This window comes from Chitinophaga sp. SVR4-12A (assembly GCF_056754765.1).
Genome location: NZ_JBPGWP010000001.1, coordinates 3,788,853 through 3,808,701 on the forward strand (window position 1 = coordinate 3,788,853; position 19,849 = coordinate 3,808,701).

The 19,849-nt window shown below is 51.4% G+C and carries 7 protein-coding genes; all 7 read left to right on the forward strand.

Going from position 1 to position 19,849, the window contains the following annotated elements; genetic code table 11:
* The first annotated feature begins 38 nt into the window (after window positions 1-38).
* Genes ACR9Y8_RS15505 through ACR9Y8_RS15535 form a run of 7 tightly spaced genes read left to right on the forward strand, consistent with a single transcriptional unit; the run spans window position 39 to window position 19,809 of the window.
* Window positions 39-1,748 (forward strand): tail fiber domain-containing protein, encoded by a 1,710-nt coding sequence (locus tag ACR9Y8_RS15505; protein WP_481214155.1) that lies wholly within the window; start codon window positions 39-41, stop codon window positions 1,746-1,748.
* A gap of 10 nt (window positions 1,749-1,758) precedes the next feature.
* Window positions 1,759-8,121, forward strand: coding sequence for a hypothetical protein (locus ACR9Y8_RS15510; RefSeq protein WP_481214156.1), 6,363 nt, complete (start codon window positions 1,759-1,761; stop codon window positions 8,119-8,121).
* A gap of 19 nt (window positions 8,122-8,140) precedes the next feature.
* On the forward strand, window positions 8,141-11,362 hold the full coding sequence (locus tag ACR9Y8_RS15515; protein WP_481214157.1) for a hypothetical protein: 3,222 nt from the start codon (window positions 8,141-8,143) through the stop codon (window positions 11,360-11,362).
* Window positions 11,362-13,191: a contractile injection system tape measure protein gene (locus tag ACR9Y8_RS15520; RefSeq protein ID WP_481214158.1), complete on the forward strand. Its 1,830-nt coding sequence runs from the start codon at window positions 11,362-11,364 to the stop codon at window positions 13,189-13,191. Before ACR9Y8_RS15515 ends, ACR9Y8_RS15520 begins: the two co-directional genes overlap by 1 nt.
* Window positions 13,192-13,224: 33 nt before the next feature.
* Complete coding sequence (locus ACR9Y8_RS15525; protein WP_481214159.1) at window positions 13,225-17,865, forward strand: eCIS core domain-containing protein; 4,641 nt, start codon at window positions 13,225-13,227, stop codon at window positions 17,863-17,865.
* Between the two features lie 19 nt (window positions 17,866-17,884).
* Complete coding sequence (locus ACR9Y8_RS15530) at window positions 17,885-18,385, forward strand: hypothetical protein (RefSeq protein ID WP_481214160.1); 501 nt, start codon at window positions 17,885-17,887, stop codon at window positions 18,383-18,385.
* Window positions 18,386-18,411: 26 nt separating this feature from the next.
* The gene (locus tag ACR9Y8_RS15535) at window positions 18,412-19,809 is read left to right on the forward strand and encodes an eCIS core domain-containing protein (RefSeq protein ID WP_481214161.1); all 1,398 of its coding nucleotides are present in this window, start codon (window positions 18,412-18,414) and stop codon (window positions 19,807-19,809) included.
* Window positions 19,810-19,849 lie beyond the last annotated feature (40 nt).

Consider the following 19,849-nt stretch of genomic DNA (forward strand, 5'->3'; position numbering starts at 1 on the left):
CAACAACAATATTCATTCAACAACTAAAAGATATTCTCATGGCTATTACATCAAGAGCAGCCCTCAAAGCACAGTTCAAAACGGGAAGCGTGCCTACTGCCCAGGATTATTTTAACCTGATAGATTCCGTTCTTGTAAAAAGGGATGATGCTTTCTTTGGTAAGTGGCAGCCCGGTATCAGCTATCATGAGTCGGATGTAGTGATCTATAATAATGCCTTATACAGCCTGGTGCTGGAGGGTTCAAAACCCTGCGGCTGCGATGATGATGACAAACCGGATCAGACCCTGGATCCTTCCGGCGCCTATTGCTCCATACTGCCTCCCGACCAGGATAAAACACACTGGCGCCTGCTGGAGCTGCAGATCGAAGACGATGATTGGGCGATCATCCGCGCTGCAAAAGACAGCGGCGAACTGGATATCATGTATGCCAAAGTATTCGGCAAAATAGGCATGGGCACAGAACAGCCGGCAGCACGGGTACATATACACGATGACCGTAACAACGGCAATTATCTCTTTGCCCCTGATCAGTCGGCCGCACCGGAATTCATTATCCAGCAATCCGGGGAAGTGTCCCGTCACCTTTCCCAGAGCGTAGCAGACAACAAAGCGAAGTTCACCACCGATACGGATGGCTTCCTCTTCCAGCCGGCTATACAGCCTCCTCCTGTACCGCTTGAAGAGCCGGTACAAGAACAGGCGCCCGGTACAGCCTCTACACCGATATTTATTACCTCTCTGCAGGGAAGGGCAGCCGCGGGTATCGGCACCCTGACGCCCGAAGCCGCAGTAGATGCACAACAGGGCCCTAATGCACGCGTACTGCTGGCGCCCCTGAAAAAGGATACGCCTGAAATTGCTTTCCTGAACAAAGGCGAGTACAACCTGCGAACTTGCTATGTGAACCGCCTGGATGCCAACAGCACCCAATTCATCACCAATGCGCCGGAAGGTTTCTATTTCAGGAAGGGGCTGACAGACTGCAATAACTATCCTATCGGGGAAGAGTCAGTATCAGAGACAGTGTTATCTATCAAGCCTGATAACAAGATCGGTAAGGTAGGTATCGGCACAGAAAACCCGCGTACGCAGCTGGAAGTTACTGATAACATTTCAGGCCGCATACTGGTGAGCCTTGAAAAGATCAACCCTGCTTTTTCTGTAGTGAACCTGCGGCCCAAAGGTGGTAAATCCAACTACATGACCATAGGCGCAGATAATGATTTCGGCACACTGGTAACTGATTCTCCCGGCGGCTTTGTATTCCGCAAAGGAGGAGAATACGGGTTGAATGATAATGAGATCAACCTGAACCAGGGAGACGACCTGGTGACTATCCGGCCTGATGGTAAGGTAGGTATCGGCATATCACCCAAGCAATATGAGCTGGATGTATTTGGTAAGGCACGCATGTTTACGCTTTACCTGGACACTGACCTCAAAAAAATACAGGACCCGAAACCGCTGGACGACGTGATGAACCAGGTGATGAAGCTCAACCCGATACGCTTCCGCTGGAACAGCAAACGCACCAGCTGCCCCGATACGGAAGAACAACTGGGCTTCCTGCCGCATGAGGTGGAAGAAGTTTTCCCCGAGGTGGTAAAAACACATGAAGACAACAGCAAGGCCCTGGCCTATCCTAACCTGGTAGCGGTGCTTACCAAAGCCATACAGCAACAGCAGGAACAAATAGCAGCACTGGAAAAACGCCTGGCACGCCTGGAATCAGGTAACAAGTAATACCCACCCCATGGAGGATATAAAAATCATAACGACAGAAAAAAACAGCGGCTTCCCGGAGTATATTGATTTTGCAACGCTACGACAGGAAGGCATTGATCATATTGCAGCTTTCTCCGGTAAGGTGTGGACAGACCATAACCTGCACGATCCCGGTATCACCACGCTGGAAGCATTGTGTTATGTGCTGACAGACCTGGATTACCGCAGCAAGCTGGATTTCAAGGACCTGGTAGCCAGGCAGGGCAATGCGCAGGAAAACAACTTCCTTACATCTGCACGCATTCTGGGCAATAACCCGCTCACCGTAACAGATTACCGCAAGCTGCTCATCGATATCAACGGCGTACGCAACGCATGGCTGGAAAAAGCGACGGAGGCTGAATATACCCTTAGCTGGAACTGTGATACCGGTAAGCTGCAGAACACTCCTCTTGCGACAAACCTGCGCAAGGTGCCACTGAATGGCCTCTACAAAGTGTATTTAGAGCCTGATGATGTATATAAATCAGCCTATGTAAAAGATGCCTGCGGTAACGATGTATTCCCCATGGATGAAATGCTGAATACCGTAAAGGAACGCCTGCACCGCTACCGCAACCTTTGTGAAGACTTTGCAGAAGTATCTGTGCTGCGGGAAGAGCGCATCAGCCTGTGCCTGCACGTAGAATCAAAACCAGACTACGTTCCGGAAGATCTGCTGGTGGAAATATTCAGCCGGATACAGGACTTCTTTTCTCCTGCCCCGCAGTTCTATACGCTGCAGCAATTGCTGGACAAAGGCCGCAGTATGGAAGAGATCTTCGAAGGCCGCCCCTTCGACCTGGAGAAGGATACCGTTGTACAAAAGAATGGCTTCATTGATACCCGGGAGCTGGAAGCACTCGCGCGTCACCGCGTTATCTACGCTTCTGACCTGTACCGCATTATTATGAGCGTACCCGGCGTAGCCGGTATTACCCGCCTGGTAATGTTCACCGACGCTAATGGAGGTAACCCCAATACCGCATTTGACCTGGGCCAGGAATGGAGCCTTACACTGCAGGACCATCACCGCCCCGTGCTGGACCCTGAGCAGTCGAGCGTGATCTTCTTCAAGAACAGGCTGCCTTTTACAGTAGATCCGGCGAAGGTGAAGGGCCGCTATATCAAAAATATTTCTGACTACAATAAATCTGAGAAGAAGGAAACGGAATTGGATACTGTCATTCCACAGGGCAGGCAGCTGAACCTGGCAGAATACCGTTCCGTACAATACGAATTTCCCCGCGTATACAATATCGGCAAGCACACCGTTCCCCCCGATGCGCCTGCCGAACGCAAGGCCCAGGCGCTGCAAATGCAGGCCTACCTGCTGTTCTATGATCGCCTGCTGGCAGACTACTTTGCCCAGCTGGCAAACATCCGCAACCTGTTTGCATTATCCCCCGGCAGCGATGCCCCTCAACATACTTACTTTACGGCAGACCTGACAGGCATTCCCCAGCTGCCCGAACTGCTGCGCGGCTACCAGAATGCCAGCGGAGACGGCGCTCCCTACAGGGGCATGCCGCTGGCATATGTGCCTGACAGCGATGATCCGTCGCAACATCGTTATTACAGCTCCCTATTCATCAGGGAAGAAGCCATCCGCCGCATCCTGAATGCCTGCACCAACAATAATGTACAGCCCCTTGCAGCGCAGGATGAGGAAGGTAACTTCTATTTTTACCTGGAAAGCAATCATGAAGAGATCCTGCGGGGCATCCAGCATTTCCCTACCGAAAGGGATGCACTGCGCGCCGCCAGGGATGTATTGTTCCTTGCAGGCCTGCCTGATTCTTACAGCCGTATCAACGACCGTGAGGGAGAGCGTTACGGTTTTGACGTGGTGTATACCGATAGCGGCTATACAGAGATGATCACTGCACTGTATGAAACAGCCGAAGCTTATAACACCCGGAAGGAAAAATTCCTGGATCATTTACTGGCCCGTTTCTCCGAAGATTTTACCGACTATGTGCTGATGATGTATGCGCTGAACGGTAAAAAGAACGACCCGGCGCTGAATATCCGCGATAAAAGCAATTTCCTCTCCGTATATCCGGCTATCAGCGCTTACCGCTCCCGCGCATTCAACTACCTGGAAACACAGGAGGGTTTGCCCGTAAGCGGTTTACAGGAACGCGTTTCAAGGTTGATAGGGATTGAGCATGATCCCTCCGCCTCGCTCAATAATTTTGACATCGTAGAAGTAAGCGACGGATATGTTTTCCGCGCCAAGCTGCCCGGGCAAAGCGATGGAGATACTCCCCTGTTTATCAGCCGCAGCACCTATGCATCTGAGAAAGATGCAGAAACCGCTTACCAGTTCTTCCTGCATGCGGCCGCTGAAAAGAACTTCTATAAAAAATATGGTTGTACCGGCGAAAATGTTTATGGCTTCTACGTACAGCACCTGCATCGCGATAAGGATGGTAAAGAATGGTGGCTGGATGTATGGCACCCGGTAGAATATACCCACAGTGGAAAAAGAGATGCGATACTGGACTGGATCGTACAGTACTTCGCTATGAAGGGAAAGTATACGCAGCTGGTACGTTTAAACGAAGGTTATTATTTTCTGCTGCGTGATGATAATGGTCAGCTCTTATTCCGCAGCGTGGAAGGATATGAAACACCGCAACAGGCATACACCGCCTGCTTCGATATCCTGGAATTGCTGTTGCAGAACAGTAGTTACCGCGTACGCTACCGTGCTGAAGCTGCCAGTTACCTGGTAGAGATCATTGATCCCCATGCACACCCGGTAACCGCACTGGCCCGTTATCCGCGCGCTTTTAATGATGAAGCCAGCGCAAATAAAGTGATGTTGCAGCTGCAACAGTTCTATCAGCAGAAATACCTGCTGTACAAAGAAGAATCAGAACGCTCTTACAGCTGGAAACTGCATTACAAAGGACAGCCTGCCTGGGAAAGCTTTGCCACCTTCAAACATAGCAATCAACTGCGCCCGGCCTTTATACAATTCCTGGAACTGGCCATTTCAGCAGATAACTACATTCCTGTAAAAAGTGAGAATGACAATTACAGCTTCCAGGTAGTACGCAAAGAAGTACTGACCGAAGAAGAGCCTGTGCAAACCGTACAGACCATAATGGGCGCACACCTGCAGGATTATGCCACCGAAGCTGCCCAGCAGCAGGCCATACAGGAATACGTAGCGCTGTTCAACCACATATGGCAGACCATCCGGGATACTTCCATACAGGTAGACACCGGCTACTGGGATTTCTATAATCCAGAGCTGGTATGGGAAGTAGCGAAACACGGTCACTACTTCTTTAAGATAAAGGACCAGGAAGAGACCCTGCTGCAGGAAACAAAGGAGTATAACAGTCTTGAAGCGGTACGTACCGCTTTCTACAAAACGATACAACTCGGCAAGCGTTTCGAATATTACCAGCCCATGGTAACAGACGGCTGTACCTATGGCTTTATAATAGTGGATGAGCAACAGGCTCCGCTCGCCCTGCATCCCTCCGTTTACTTCACCGAGCAGGAAAGAGATCTTGCCATACAAAGAGTGATCCGTTTCCTGCAACAGCACGGCGCAGCACTGGAAGTGGTGCAGCTGCCAGGCGCATGGCGCTATAACTGGCAATGGTTGTCTTGCGGTAGCGGCTTCCCTGAAACAGCGCTGGAAGGACTGGATGAAGTACATGATGAACAGGAAGCAAAAGATAGCCTGGCTAAAATGATGGAGCTGGCGGCCAACCCCGCTTATTATGAAAGAGTAGCCGAAGAAGGCGCCTGGCACATATGGCTGCGCGCTGGTGAGAACGGCGCGGGCAACCGCCTGGCAAGGCATCCGGGCAGCTACCCTTGCGAACAACAAGCCCTCATGGCGATTGAACGGCTGGTGAGCTGGGCACAGAATGATCTGGACAAACAAACCGGCATGGAGCTGACAAGCGTATTTGCCAGCAGCCATCCCGGACAGCCCGTTACTTCAAAAGATAGTGGGTTCCGCCTCTGGGACCGCAATTATCGCGTAGCTGCCTATTACCGCCGGTTCAGCTGTGCCGCCGACCGCGATGCTGCATTGCAGGCGCTCTGGCTGCAATACCAACAGCAGGACCCTGCATATACCGTGGTATATACAGAAGAGCAAGGCAGCTTCGGCTTCCGCTTATATAATCCGCAAACAGGTATATACGAATGGGATAGCCTCCAGTCTTATGCTTCAGAAGAAGCGGCAGCAGAAGGCGTATATGAATTACTGCAGCTGTTTGCATATATAGGTAACTACTGCCGCCAGGATGAACCTGCGGCCTGCCTGTATACCATTACCATGGGCAAGGTGCTGCTGGATATCTACTATGCAGCCCAGCGAACCCCCGATAAAGATGAGCCCAGGGAAACAACAGACTGGGAGCGTTTGAACGAATTCATCTCCAGCATTCCGCAGGAAAGTGAAATGTTCTACAGCTACACCAACCATCCGGACGATTGCCGCTATGGATTCCGCATGATCAACAACAACCGCTATCGCATCGCTGCTCATACCGGCTGGTATCACAGCACGACCAAAAGAGAAGAGGCCCGTACTGAGCTGCTGGCAGACGTAGCCTGCAAAAGAGAGTTGTACAGCTGGGTTCTGGCCACTGCCGGTGTTACTTCAGAAACGCCTTTGGAACTGCTGGAGGCAACAGAACAGAACACCGTTAGCCTGCTTCCTTGCTACTTCCCTCACCCTGAACTGATAGATATAAAAAGGCTTTGGCTGAATGCCGACAAGGATATGCCGCTGCAGACAGAATGGAAGCTGGTAACAGAAGAACTGCCTTATGGAGCTGGTTCCCTCTACTACTACCAGCTGGTAGAGAAAAATATGGACGGTAAGCCCTGCCCTGTTATCTGGCGCAGCGTCAACAAATATCCTGATGTCTGCGCAGCAGAAACGGCTGAAGGTTTTCTTTACATCTACCTGCTGGAACTGGCCCGCTCTGCCGCCTCTTACTGGTACGAAAAAGTACCTAAAGAAGAAAATAAATATACTCTTTCACTGAAGGATATCAGTGGTGAAGTAATAGCAGTAGCGCCGGGTATTATCTGTGAAGAAGACCTGGAAAAAGACAAGGCTGCCCGCATGCTCAATGCGATGCTGTACCCGGTAATGGAGAACGGCGCCGGTTATTCTTTCGAGATCAACAGCGTATGGCAGCAGTTGATCGGTCCGGGCGAAGCCACTTACGATTACAATACCGTATGGCAGGGTTTAAGGGTGTACAGCACGCCTGCTGAAGCTTTTACCGCCTTCAGGCGTGCAGCAGAACTGCTGCCCGATCTGCGGAACTACCAGCGTGTGGAAGACGACAACTGCGGGCCTTTCGGTATTGAGCTTACAGATCCCGCACAGGTAATTGCCGAGCACCCGCTTACCTACAGCACGCAGCGCGCCAGGGATGCAGCCATTGCAGCTACCCGCAGCGCGATCAATGCAGAAGGGTTCCATGTGCTCGAGCATATCCTGTTACGCCCGCAACAGCAGGACCGTGTCTATAATGCGCTCTACCTCAGGTGGAACCTCGCGCTGCGATCCGGGGAAGAAAAACCTGTTGACGTAACGCTGGACCTGGTAGCACGCACCACCTTTGACCAGAAAGGGAAAACAGAGCAGGAAGCTTTTGTGGAAGCATTGAAAGCCACTCTCGCTAAAAACGAAGGAGAGAAAGACGCTATCTACATCGAAGAATACGATAACCGCTATATTATCTCCTGCTGGGATAAACAGCAGGTAATGATTGCCAGCGGCACTGTTTACAAGCAGCATGCTGACGAGCACCTTTGTGATATACTGGGCTTACAGCTGAGAGGACTGATCGATGCCGCCAAGGCGAGCGACGTTCAGTTGCAGGGTGCAGCAACAACTGCCACTCCCCTGCTGGCCCTGTGCCCTGAAGAAGACATCTGCCAGCTGCCTGCGCCTGACACGAGTGACCCTAACAGCAGTTATTGCGACAAAACCTTCATGGTAGACCCTTACTCTTTCTGGGCTACTGTAGTATTGCCGGGATGGCCGCGCCGATTCCAGTCGTCAAGATTCAGGCAATTCTTTGAGCAAACCCTCCGCAAGGAAGCGCCTGCACACATACGCCTGCGCATCCTATGGGTAAGCCCGCAGGATATGTATAACTATGAAAAGGCCTGCCTGGCATGGCTCAGGTCATTTGAGTGGACCGGTGGTTGTGATTATACACAGCGCCTGCAGGAGCTGACCAGCATTTTGCAGTCCATGCGCACCATCTACCCTGCTACCTCACTTTTTGACGAAGGCGGTAATGCAGACAGCCAGGTTATTTTATTAGACGAAACATTGTTGGGATTATAAATAATAAAACGCTTTACTAATGATACTTAATTCACCCACCCACTATCCTGTTTTCAAGAAGGGGCAGCCTTTAAGGAGCGATGATCTGAATGACCTGATCAGCTACCTGGAAGCAGAAGAACTGGATACCCGGGTATTTCTTATAGGCACCGGTATCTTCTACGGGCTGGTGCCCAGCTGGAACGCGAATGAAAAGCAACTGGAATTAACGCCCGGTGCAGGAGTAAGCTCAGATGGCTTCCTCCTGGCCAAAGATGGATTTACCAGCCTTGTGTACAAAGGCATACAGGGTGAAAGTAACATTGCTTATCCCGGCGGCACCATTCCTGTATCTGTGCTTACAACAGCCGCTACCGACAATGATAAGCTGGGAAACCTTATCACGCAGCAGCAGGCCATAGTGATGCTCCGCCTGAAGGCAGAGGACACCACAAAATCAGACTGTCTCAGCAGCTATGATAATAACAGCGTACGTAAAGACATCAGCGTAGAGGTAGTGGTAGCCCTGAAGGAAGATCTGCTGAAAGCCAGTGAACAATGGCGGGTACAGCATACCGGCTCCCAGTCAGGAGAAGATCTCTTCGTGCACCGTTTTGGCTATACCGGTGATCCGGAAACAAGCGCTACCATCTCGTTCAACAACTTTACCGACTGGAAAAAGGTAAAGGACAATTTTGACGCAAGATGCGCTGCAGCGGAAGCTACCATCGCCGCTGTGTATAATGATGTGTATAAAGATTATGCAGCGATACTGGAAGCAACGCTGCCCACTAACCCCCTGGCAGATATGGCGCAGCAGCTGAAGGAGGCAAGACAGCGCATCAATGCAGACAACAGTGACCTCTCATGGCAGCTGCCTTACTACTACGACTATTTGAAGGACCTGATCAGCGCTTACCAGGAATTTTCATATACAGGTTTTAACACGCTGTACCTTACACCGCTCAAGTCCCGTTTTGAAAAATATCTTTCACTGGGCGCCTGCACCGGCGAACAACCGGAAAAGTTCCGTATGGGCCTGTACCGTCCTCCCTTTGCAGATGCGGACCGCTCTACCATGGAAAAGCTGCGGCTCTTACTGAAACGCATGATCCATATCGGGCAGGTGAGCAATACGATGTTTAACGCAAACGGACAGTTGCCGGGCACGGTGAGCATTACGCCCAGCGCCTTCCTGTCAGCAGCCTTGAGCCGTAAGGCCATCCCTTTCTACTACCGCGACCGTGATCTGGCAGGCGGCATCAAATCTGTCTGGAACTACGAAGCGGTGCAACAGCACCGCCTGTTCAGTATCCCCGGTGTAGATGATGCTACCGACAAAAAGCTGTTGCTGCGTGATTTGGATGCCTACAATTTCTTCCGTACCCAAGGCTATATAGGTAAAACAGCCCAACAAGCACAGGAAGCGATCGCCAAATCCCGTGGAGACCTGCATCTGCCCTTTGATGTAAAGCTGGTGTTCCTGGGCACAGACGATGTAGCCGCCTCCCTGATAGAGGGCGAAAGCGCCTGGTTCTCCGACCTGGGCCTGTTGCTGGAAAAAGTGGTGAACGACATCCGTTGTACGGCCGAATGCGGTGAGAATTACGAAAACGCCATATTCGACGGCACTTCCACCAATATGAACATTGGCCAGATGTTTGAAGCGCTGGGCCGCTTCTTTATGGGAGTAAAGCCAGAAGCATGGGCGCAATGGGTAAGTAACAAATGCAGGTCCATATGCAGACCCAACCTGCCCGACCTTGCCGCAGCAGCACCTGCTGACGATACAGAGTTTAGCTGCTGCCCGCTGCATCTGAAGATCCTGTTTGACCTTTATACAGAATACGCCCGGAGAAAGGTAGAAGTACTGGAAGATCTGTTCTTCCACAAATTCGCGGCCAAGCATCCGGGGCTGGAGCACAATGCAGGCGTGCCCAAAGGCGGCACCCTTGTATTGGTGTGCGCCGTAGCAAACCCCAGCAGCGATAAACAGGAAGTATTCGCGGCTATGCTACGCAACCTTAAGTCGCTGAATGAAGCAACCAAAGCTACCCTACTGCTGGAAGCAGAATCTTTATCAGACTATATCGTAGTCGCGGATTTCTGCCTGCCTTACATCTGCTGTTCTAAAACACCTACCGTGAAGATAGAATTGCAGCAGGTGCAGCCGGTAGCCGATTTTGAAATAGTGGACGACCCGGTAGAATTACCGCAGGAAGCAGGCAAACGCTTTAAGTTCCACAATCTTTCCAGCAATGCCACCGTATTCAAATGGGAACTGTTTGACTTCAGAGGTCAAAAGAAAGACGAGAAAACTACCAACAACCTGGCCGATGATATAACATTCGATATGAAGTATGCAGACGGCGTTCAGTACGTGGTACAGCTCACCGCCAGCAGGGGCCCATTGTTCCAGCAGGTGGCCAAGCCGGTGGTTTTCTGTCCCGGTAAAAAGAGCCTTCAGCTGGAGGACTCTAAAGGCAACAACAAGTTCACCTGGAAGAAAGATACCGACATTACCGAGCTGCAGCTGAAAACAGCTCCGTACGGAGGAGAATTCTACCTGTATAAAAATACCGGTGGTAACGAATGGGAATATGTAAGTGACAATTATACCATTCTCTGGCTGGATAACAAACTAGCTGTTGAGGTGATCTATGATGAGCTACCTGTAGGCACTTATCGCCTGGATTATACCTTCCCTCAATGTGATATTACCATCTCTTTCACTATCGTTATCGAGGAAGCTGACGAACCTTCAGACAATACACGTCTTGCAGCTGAAACCACTACTACAGATGCCACCGTTGATATTGCCAAAACTTTTAACCGGCGCCTGCAACAATACCGCAAAGCAGTAAGCGCCATCGGCGATGAGGATAAAACCCTCGCCAAAACAGAGAAGTTTGGTAAAACAGAAGCCTTCCTGCGCTTCAGCGGTAAACAGCCGGAACTGCATAACCGTTATGCAGACGTGTTGAAATCATTGCAGACCGGCTTAAGCAATGCAGGAGAGAAACGCCTCCAACAGGTGTCGGATATGGCGATCTACAGCACTGTTTTTTACCTGGACCGTTTACTGGTAAGCACTCCTGATGCACAACCCGAAGAAGCCAAATCATTGCTTCCGGAAGCAGCCAGTCTTATAAAAGGCCAGACAGACGGCCTCAAACGCCTGCAGGAAGTATGGGATGCCGCGGCGGTTACCAATGAGCAGAATACTGCTTCTATCAATGCCTATAAATCATTACTGAGCTAATGTCGCAGCACCATACCATAGGAAAGCTGTTGCTGGAGCTGGAACTACCTGCCAGGCAAAACGCCCTGTCCATACAGGAGCAACTGGGCGCTGTTTGCAAGGACAACCTGGTATATGCGCTACAGGAACTGCTGGACAGTTGGACGGACGCCAACACACTGCTGCGCGTGGAGCGACTGGAAATCAACCTGGGCGAATGCACCGCACAGCAGCTGGAAAAGGAACTACCGGAGAGGATCATATCGTATTTACGTGACCGTTACCCTGCGCTCCGACAGCAACCATCGCTGGAAACAGGGATGGAACGGCACCCTATGATACAGGGCTATTTCGACAGCTGGCTGTATTTTCTTGAACATGGCCTGCTGCCGGATACCTCTCCCGTACAGGATACTGCCGCATGGGAAGCCGGCGTGCTGGAAATACTGGCCACCGCCACACCTGCCCTGGAAAGATGCAGGCGCGTACTGGAAACCCAGCCTGCGGCCATCAACAGGATGGTGCTGCAGTTCAGCCGCCAGTTCATAAGGCAATGGATCCAGGCTTATGCTGGTCCGGCGCAGCAACCGGTTATGCAAATGGTAAAGGCATGGGAACAATGCTGCGATTCAACAGCGTTCTTAGCACAGCTACGCAATGCCGCGGGCCTTGCCGGTGTTACGCTGCCGTCATTACCGGGCAAAACAGACTTTCAGCGCAGGCTGGATGAATGGAGCATACAGCAGATCTTATCAGCATCGCCCGTACCTGCACCTGCGACATTACTGGAGGAGATATTAGTAGTAAGCTTTGGCACAGCGCGATTACCTGCATATGTGCAGGCATTGCAACAGCTGCCGTCATTACCGGGAGAAGACACTGCAATAGTGAAAACAGCCCTCCGGGATTTGTATAAGCGGTATGTATCTACAGGTAAGATCAGTCATGCTGTAGAGCCGGGTGGCCCGGCTGGGAAAGATCTTATTGACAACCACCCTACTGCCAAAACGGAGGATGCTCAGGCATCACAAGCGTCGACGCGCCCGGATGAGCAAGCTGCTGCAGCCAAAGCAACAGATATCCCGTTAACATCAACAGATCAACAAAAAGATGAATTACGGCCTGGTGCTGATGACACAGCAAACAGTTCAGCCGCATCCCGTGATGCTACGGAACAGTTTACGGAAGGTACACCCCCACGCGCTGCTGCAATTACACCGGCCGCACAGTCGGCAAGTCCATCCGGTACTAATGAAAATCCAGGACAAACAGTATCTGCGGACGGAAAGCCTGCAGACAAAGACAAAAGGGCGGAGCAGCGTAAGAAGCCAGGCCCACCACGGGATGGGCTCAATACCTATATCAATAATGCCGGATTGGTATTATTGCATCCCTACCTGCATATCTTCTTTGATGCATTGGGCTTGCTGGAAAAACGTGCATTCAAATCGCCAGCTGCGCAGGATAAGGCAGTACAGTTGCTCGGCTTCCTGGCCAGCGGCGAAACTGATATTCCCGAATACGACCTGGTATTTCCCAAGCTGCTTTGCGGCTTATTGCCGGAAGATCCGGTGGACCGTTTTGTAGAGCTGACAACGCTGGACAAAACAGAAGCTAACCAGCTGCTGGAAGCGGTGATCAATAACTGGAATGCCTTGGGCAGCACGTCTGCAGACGGTTTGCGTGGCAATTTCCTGATGCGCGAGGGCAAGCTGCAATGGCAGGGAGATGAGTGGAGATTACGGGTAACACAGACTTCCTATGATCTGTTGTTAAACCGCCTGCCCTGGGGGCTCAGCGTTGTACGTTTACCGTGGATGCCCTGGGTGCTGAAGACGGAGTGGGTGTAAGAAACTAATAGTTAATCCTAAAGAATAATTATAGTGGTAAAAGCCACAGATACAAAAAGCAGTGCGCATCAATCGCAGCAGGCCCAGCCAACTCAGGGGCAACCTTTCTTTAACAAGGAAGGTGGAGATTCCTTTTTCCAGCCTGAAGCCTCTGAGCAAAACACCCCCTTCTTTGTTCAGCCTAAGCTGAACGTTAACCAACCGGGTGATCCGCTTGAAGAAGAAGCCGATAAAACGGCAGAAGACCTGGTGCAGCGCAAGCCCATCTTCGACAGTATGGCCGCATCCGATGAGCCGGAAAATAATATTCAGCGCAAAAGCGAAGGAGAGGAGGAAGAACAGGAACAGCCACTGCAGATGAAGGAAGAACCGGAGAGAAAGGATGATGAAGAACTGTTATTACAGCGGGAAGAAACACCAGACGCTGTACAGCCTCCTCCCGTTCCTTCTCCGCAACAGGCAGCTGCATCTGCAACCCCTCCCCCTTCCGGATCATCGCAGTTAACACCACCGGAAGCAAAGAACCCGGCATTTGATTTTAAGCTTGCTCCGCTGCAAGAGGGCATGGACTGGTTTTCCATGACACGTCCTTTCTCAACAAGGGGCGCAGAACACTTACAATCCGGCAGCGCCGATGCGATCAATCAGCGCTGGATGCAGACCTACATGTTAACCCAGGGCCTGCTGGGCCCTTCCCTTGCCACGCGCGCCGCTAATATGGCGACTCCCATGGCTGTAGATAATGCCCTGAAACGGGATTATCCTACCAGGAGCGAACAAACAGATCAGGCATTAGGCAGCTCTCCGGTAGGAGGCAGCGTTACACTTTTCCAATTCAAATTATCTGTCAACACACCACAGGATAAATATGAAAAAGAAGCCGATGCTGTAGCAGATGAAGTAATGCAGCGGGATGCTTCAGGTAAAGCCAGTTCCCCGCAAACAGATGCCGCTGGTCTTTTACCCAAAATATCAAGGCTGAACAGTAAAGAACTGGGCACAGGAAAAACAACTGAACAACCGGCACAGCTAAAACCGGGAGCACCGGGAGAAAGAAATACCGGTACAGGATCTTCCTCTGTCGAGGAACGCCTCTCAGCATCCAAGGGCAATGGCGCTCCATTACCGGATGATACCCGTACTTCCATGGAAGGCTCTTTAGGCGCCAACCTGGATAATGTACGTGTACATACCGACAGCAACGCCGTACAGATGAATAAAGACCTGCGTGCGCAGGCTTTCACCAACGGCAGGGATGTTTATTTTAATGAAGGCAAATTTAACCCTGGCAGCGCCGAGGGCAAACGCTTACTGGCACACGAACTTACACACGTAGTACAACAAACCGGCGCAGAAGGCAAAGGAGCTGAACGCAGCGCAGCGCCGGCGGATGATAAAGCAGCCGGTGCACCGCAAAACGGCAACGGCAGCCCCGCTGCCGGAAATAAAACACCGGCGGGAGAACAGCCGGCGGTAAAGCAGGCAGATGCACCCCAACCTGAGACGGCGGCCCAGGCGGAAGGAGCTGCTGCAACCGAAACAGCAGCAGGAACAGTACCTGCAACAGGTGAAATGACTCCTGCCGTACCGGAATCACCAGCTGCAGCAAGTGCAATAGCCGCCTTACCAGGCGCTAAAGCAGGAGGCAGCGCCAAAGACAAAGGCCCCGAACTGGCAGTAGATGCTTCACAAGTAGAGCCTATGCCTTCTTTTGAAGAATTATTGGGCAGTGTGCCGGATGAGGAACCTGTCAGCGCCGCAGAGAGTGCCGGGGGCGCCGCCGGTGAGGAAATGGCTCCGCCACCTGAAGAAAATAAAGGAGCCGAAGGCCCCGACATTCAGCGCCAGGAAGAAGACGGTGAGGAAGGCAATTTCACTCCGGAAATGTCGGGAGACGAAACAGTCGCCGCCGGCAACCCGGAACAGGAAGAGACCGGAGAACAGTCTACCTTCAACCCGGATGGCATTGTCCAGCAGATCAGCGCACATTCCCAGGCCAGGCAGCAACAGGTACAGCAGGAAGCAGACGCAGTGAAAGCAGATGCACTATTACAGGGCAATCTCTTACGGAACACCCTGTTCGGCATCATTGAGGAAAAAAGGAATGCACTGCGCGCAACATTTGCAGACCGCCGCGTAGCACTGGAAACAGCCATTACAACAGCAGACGGGCAGATAACAGAACGGCTGGCGCAACGTACTGCTATCCTTGAAACAGCCGGCCAATCAAGTAAGGACCGGCTGACAGAAATATTTGCAAACCACGAAATCAATTTAGATACACTGGCGGAAGACAAGGTGACGGAAGTGGAAGACATGACCACCACCAGCCAGGAAACCGTTAATAACCGGGTAACAGAGCAGGCTGCTGCTGCAAGAACGCAGGGCGCCCAGAAAGCCGCTTCCTTCCCTTCAGATGAAAGAGGAATGGAGCAGCGAAATGCCGCAACCGGGGTGGCTAATGAAACCGCCCGGGAAATTGAGTCGAAAAGACCTGAACTGCTGGATGCCATTGCAGAACTGACAGCCGATATTCCCACTTCCTTTGTGGACCAGGCTACAGAAGCAAAAAGCGGCCTGGCAGATACCCTGCAGGAACTGCATGATAACGTAGATGAACAGGTGGCAAATGCCATCAGTACACTCGAAGATCAGGCAGATCAGGCGCGTGATCAATTACAGGAGCAGGCGGATAGCGGCAGGGAACAATTAGACATGCAGGAAGAGCAGGTAATGGAGCAACTGGATCAATATGCATTGCAGGTAGAAGACCAGGTGGTGAGCGGCGTAGATGAAGCAATAGCGCAAACAGATGCGGCGCTCCCTGATGTAATAACGCAGCTGCAGCAGATAGAAGCAGAAGCTACCGGCACCCTGTCTGCCCTTGAAGATCCTGACCCGGCTGCAGCGCAGGACTTTGGCAACGAAGTAATGACCTACCTCAGCCAGGTGGCAGATACTGCCATAGGCGGCTTCCAGGAAACAGCCACCGTATTGAGCGGATCATTTGCAGAGAAAGTAGGCGCTACCCAGCAAGCGCTGAACAATATGGAAACCGATGTAGAGACGCAGCTGCAACAATTCGAGGAAGGCGTGGATACAAGTATACAGGACCTGCTGCAAAACCTGGATACTTCTTTTGATGATATTACAACCGGTCTGGAGCAGTCTTTCAGCGAATCTGAATCCAGCGCCGAAACGGAACTGCAAACATCCTATACAGACCTGGAATCGGATTTTAATGAGACAATCGAAGAGACCCGTACCAAAATTAATGAAGCAGTCAATGAAGGATTAGCGAAGAATGATGAAGCGCTCGCGGGGCTGGATGCCAAAATGCAGGAAGCCGCCGATGACGCCGCATGGGATTTTGATCATCCTATACTATCCACCATCCGCGACATTGGCATGTTCATCGTCGGAGTGATCGCAGCCCTGGTGGTACTGATCGCTATAGCTATAGTAGTAGTGCTGGCATTCAAGGCCATTGTAGCCGGGCTCATATTCCTGGGATTATCTGCTGCAGTAGCCGAATTCATTGTTGCTATAGCGGCAATAGCACTGATCGCATATGGCGTATACGAAGCTTATCAGGCCAGGATGGCAAGAGGCGCCGCCGGCGGCTGGGGTACTTTCGGAATGGCCTTGCTGGACACAATAGGCGTAACAGATATCTATAACGCCTTTGCACAGGATGGCTTGTCACCATTCCAGCGTGGCTGGTTATTTGGAGAAGGCGTATTTAAGTTCGTCACTACCATCCTCATGGTAAGAGGCGCCTGGAAATTTGTAAGGTCCGGCGGCTTAAGGAATGCATGGCGGGGCCTGTTCAGAAGAAGGCCATTCAGGTGGGGCGGCTTCGGTAGAAGGGCAAGGGCGATCGGACGATGGGCCAGGAGCGGCGTTCGGGCAGTAGGAAGAATGATAAGCAGCGCTGGAAGAAGCGTAGCAAGGGGATTGCGCTCAGCCGGAAGGGCTATCCGGGACTTCTTCAAAGACCCGCTTAACAGAAGAGATACCCGTGGCAGAACACCCGGGCGCAGGTTAGACACCGGCGCCAAAACCGGAGAACCGCCAACTCCGGAATCTATCCGGCAGGGCACTGTAAGGATGGAGGATCATCCTGAATATGAAGCGGTACTGGCCGAAATAAGGGCTAAAGGATTTGAGGTAAGAGAAGTGCCGGGAGACCCGCACGTGTCTGTGGTGGAAGTGCTGAATCCTGAGGGAGAGGTGATAAGAGTAGAGAAAGTGCTGTTTGTACGCAGAGGTATGCGCTTCCTGGACCTGGAACATGAGCTGGGCCATATCAGGCAGGTAACGGAAAGGTTTGGAGCAGACAGGGTGCTTCCCACGGAAAGAGTAGTAGAATATCCAGATGGCAGAAGAAAAGTATGGACACAGGGCGAGTTTATGACCGAATGGCAGAATCCTATTGTAGAATACCATAACAGGCTGGTTGAATTTATCCGGCTGGCCGAGCGTGGAGCTGATGAGGCACTGTTGAGAGAACATGCCCGTGGCGTAGCTGAATGGCGTCAGTCATACCTGAACAAAGGATTGAAAGGAGGCAGGAGCCCGTCGAGAAGAGAGTGGGCAAATACCCACTTCCCCGATATAGGCCAGCTGCAGACACGGTATAACGAGCTTGGAGGCCTCAATCTTGAACGATAATTTGTAAATTACAAATGGAATGAAAGCTATTATGAGCGATAAAACAATACATATCAGGCATCAACCCCTGGAGGAAGAGGCATCCATTGCCGCTTTATTTGAGAACATTTTTGATATAGGTTTCAGTCCCCTTTTTCATATCGGCTTCATTCCCGCTGTGAATAAAGATGATCTCTCACACCTGGACGATATACTGCCCCAGAATTTTGACGAGATCACTACCGAAAAGGAAGCAAGGCTCATGACCCTTCTGCAGTTTGAATATGTGATCACTAACAGCCCCAAAGGTAGACCTCCCGAGAAAATAACATACCAGTTCGATAACAGCGAACGGGAAGTAACGCTGCTCTACGTGGACGATCCTACATTCGAAAAATTCAGACAGGAACTACAGGAACTGGCCCCTGAATTTGGCGATGTACGATTCGGACATCCCATCGGTACTTACGCACGCTATAACGTTGTCAGCTACCTGGCGAAATGCCTGGATAGCGGGATGATCAAAAGCGCACATCAATAATTGAACTTACATAATCTTATACGATTATGAAATCCAGACTACCCAAGGACAAGCAGCAACAGCCCCGGCAGGACAGCGCCCCTTTCTTTGACAAGAACAGGGACAATAGCCTGCTTAGCCAACCTGAAGGCAACAACTTTTTCACGAAACCGGTACAAGCCAGGTTACGTGTTGGGCCGCAGGATGACGCTTACGAAAATGAAGCCAACCAGGTAGCAGCAGGCATGTTCGGTGCAGCAGGCATGTCATTACCCGCACAAGCCCCTGCTGCTGCCCCCGCACAGGCAGAACCGGATAAACAGCGGACCGCCGCACTGGAAAGCGAGATCAATGATGCCAAAGGTGGCGGACAATCTTTGCCAGGTGATGTAAAAAGTCACATGGAGCCTGCTTTCAATACAGACTTCAGCCAGGTAAAGGTACATACCGGCAGCAGGGCCGAAGCTTTGAACAACCGCATCAATGCATATGCTTTTACGTACGACAATAATATCTTTTACGGCAAGGGCCAGCAGCCTGGCATGAATCCGCTGACCGCCCACGAGCTTACCCACGTGGCGCAGCAGCAGGGCGGAACGAACCTGTCCTCCAAACCGGCTTATCCTCCCGCTAAACAGGCGCAAAGCAACAGTGCTGTTTTCAAAAAAGATCTCGGTGAATTCACCAGCACAGATACCAAAGAAAATCTGCAGGGTGGAAAACAACAACGGAAAGTTTCCAAACAGGAAAGCCCTAAAACGCTTCGCTCCTGCAGCAGCTCTCCTTCATTCTCCCCCACATTAGGGCGTAAGAAAACCCCGCTGAAAGGTACTTTTGGCGACTTTGAAGTGGAGCATGGATTAGATAAAGCGCCCTCCACAAGCGGTTTCGGCGAATACTACTTTAATGTGGAGATGACGCCTAACATAAAGACCAAAGGCAGCAAGATCGCTTTTGTGCAAACGGTGAGGTCCGGCAAGCCCGGAGGAACCTGGTTCAGCAAGGCAAGCGATCCGAATGTTGGCGCGGACCGTGCCAAAAGAACCACAAAAGAGGGCTGGCGCCTTGACCGCGCAGACCCATCTGCAGATAAAACCCCGTTCTACGGGATGTACAAAGATAAAGGCGGCCTGAAACAATACTCAACATCGAGGATAGGCGAATATGGCGGCAACACTGCCATGATGCACGACGAACCTGGAGTAGCAGATCCTGATGCCATGCAGTTTGCCGCTACCGCAATGGATATGAGCACCGGCGCCAATTACGGCACAGTGGCATGGGGTTTTGAATATGACAGCTCCAAGAGTTACTATAAAGAAGAAACTCCCAGGCTGCTCGACCCGGCGGATCCGAGGATGAAAGGGAGAGACGATGCATTCAAGAAATTTAATACGGACGTGGCAACTGCAGGCAGTGGAATTGATAAGGTGCCGGGTGTATAAGCCTTGCCTTATGGACAATAAGTCGTAAATTCCAGGTGGA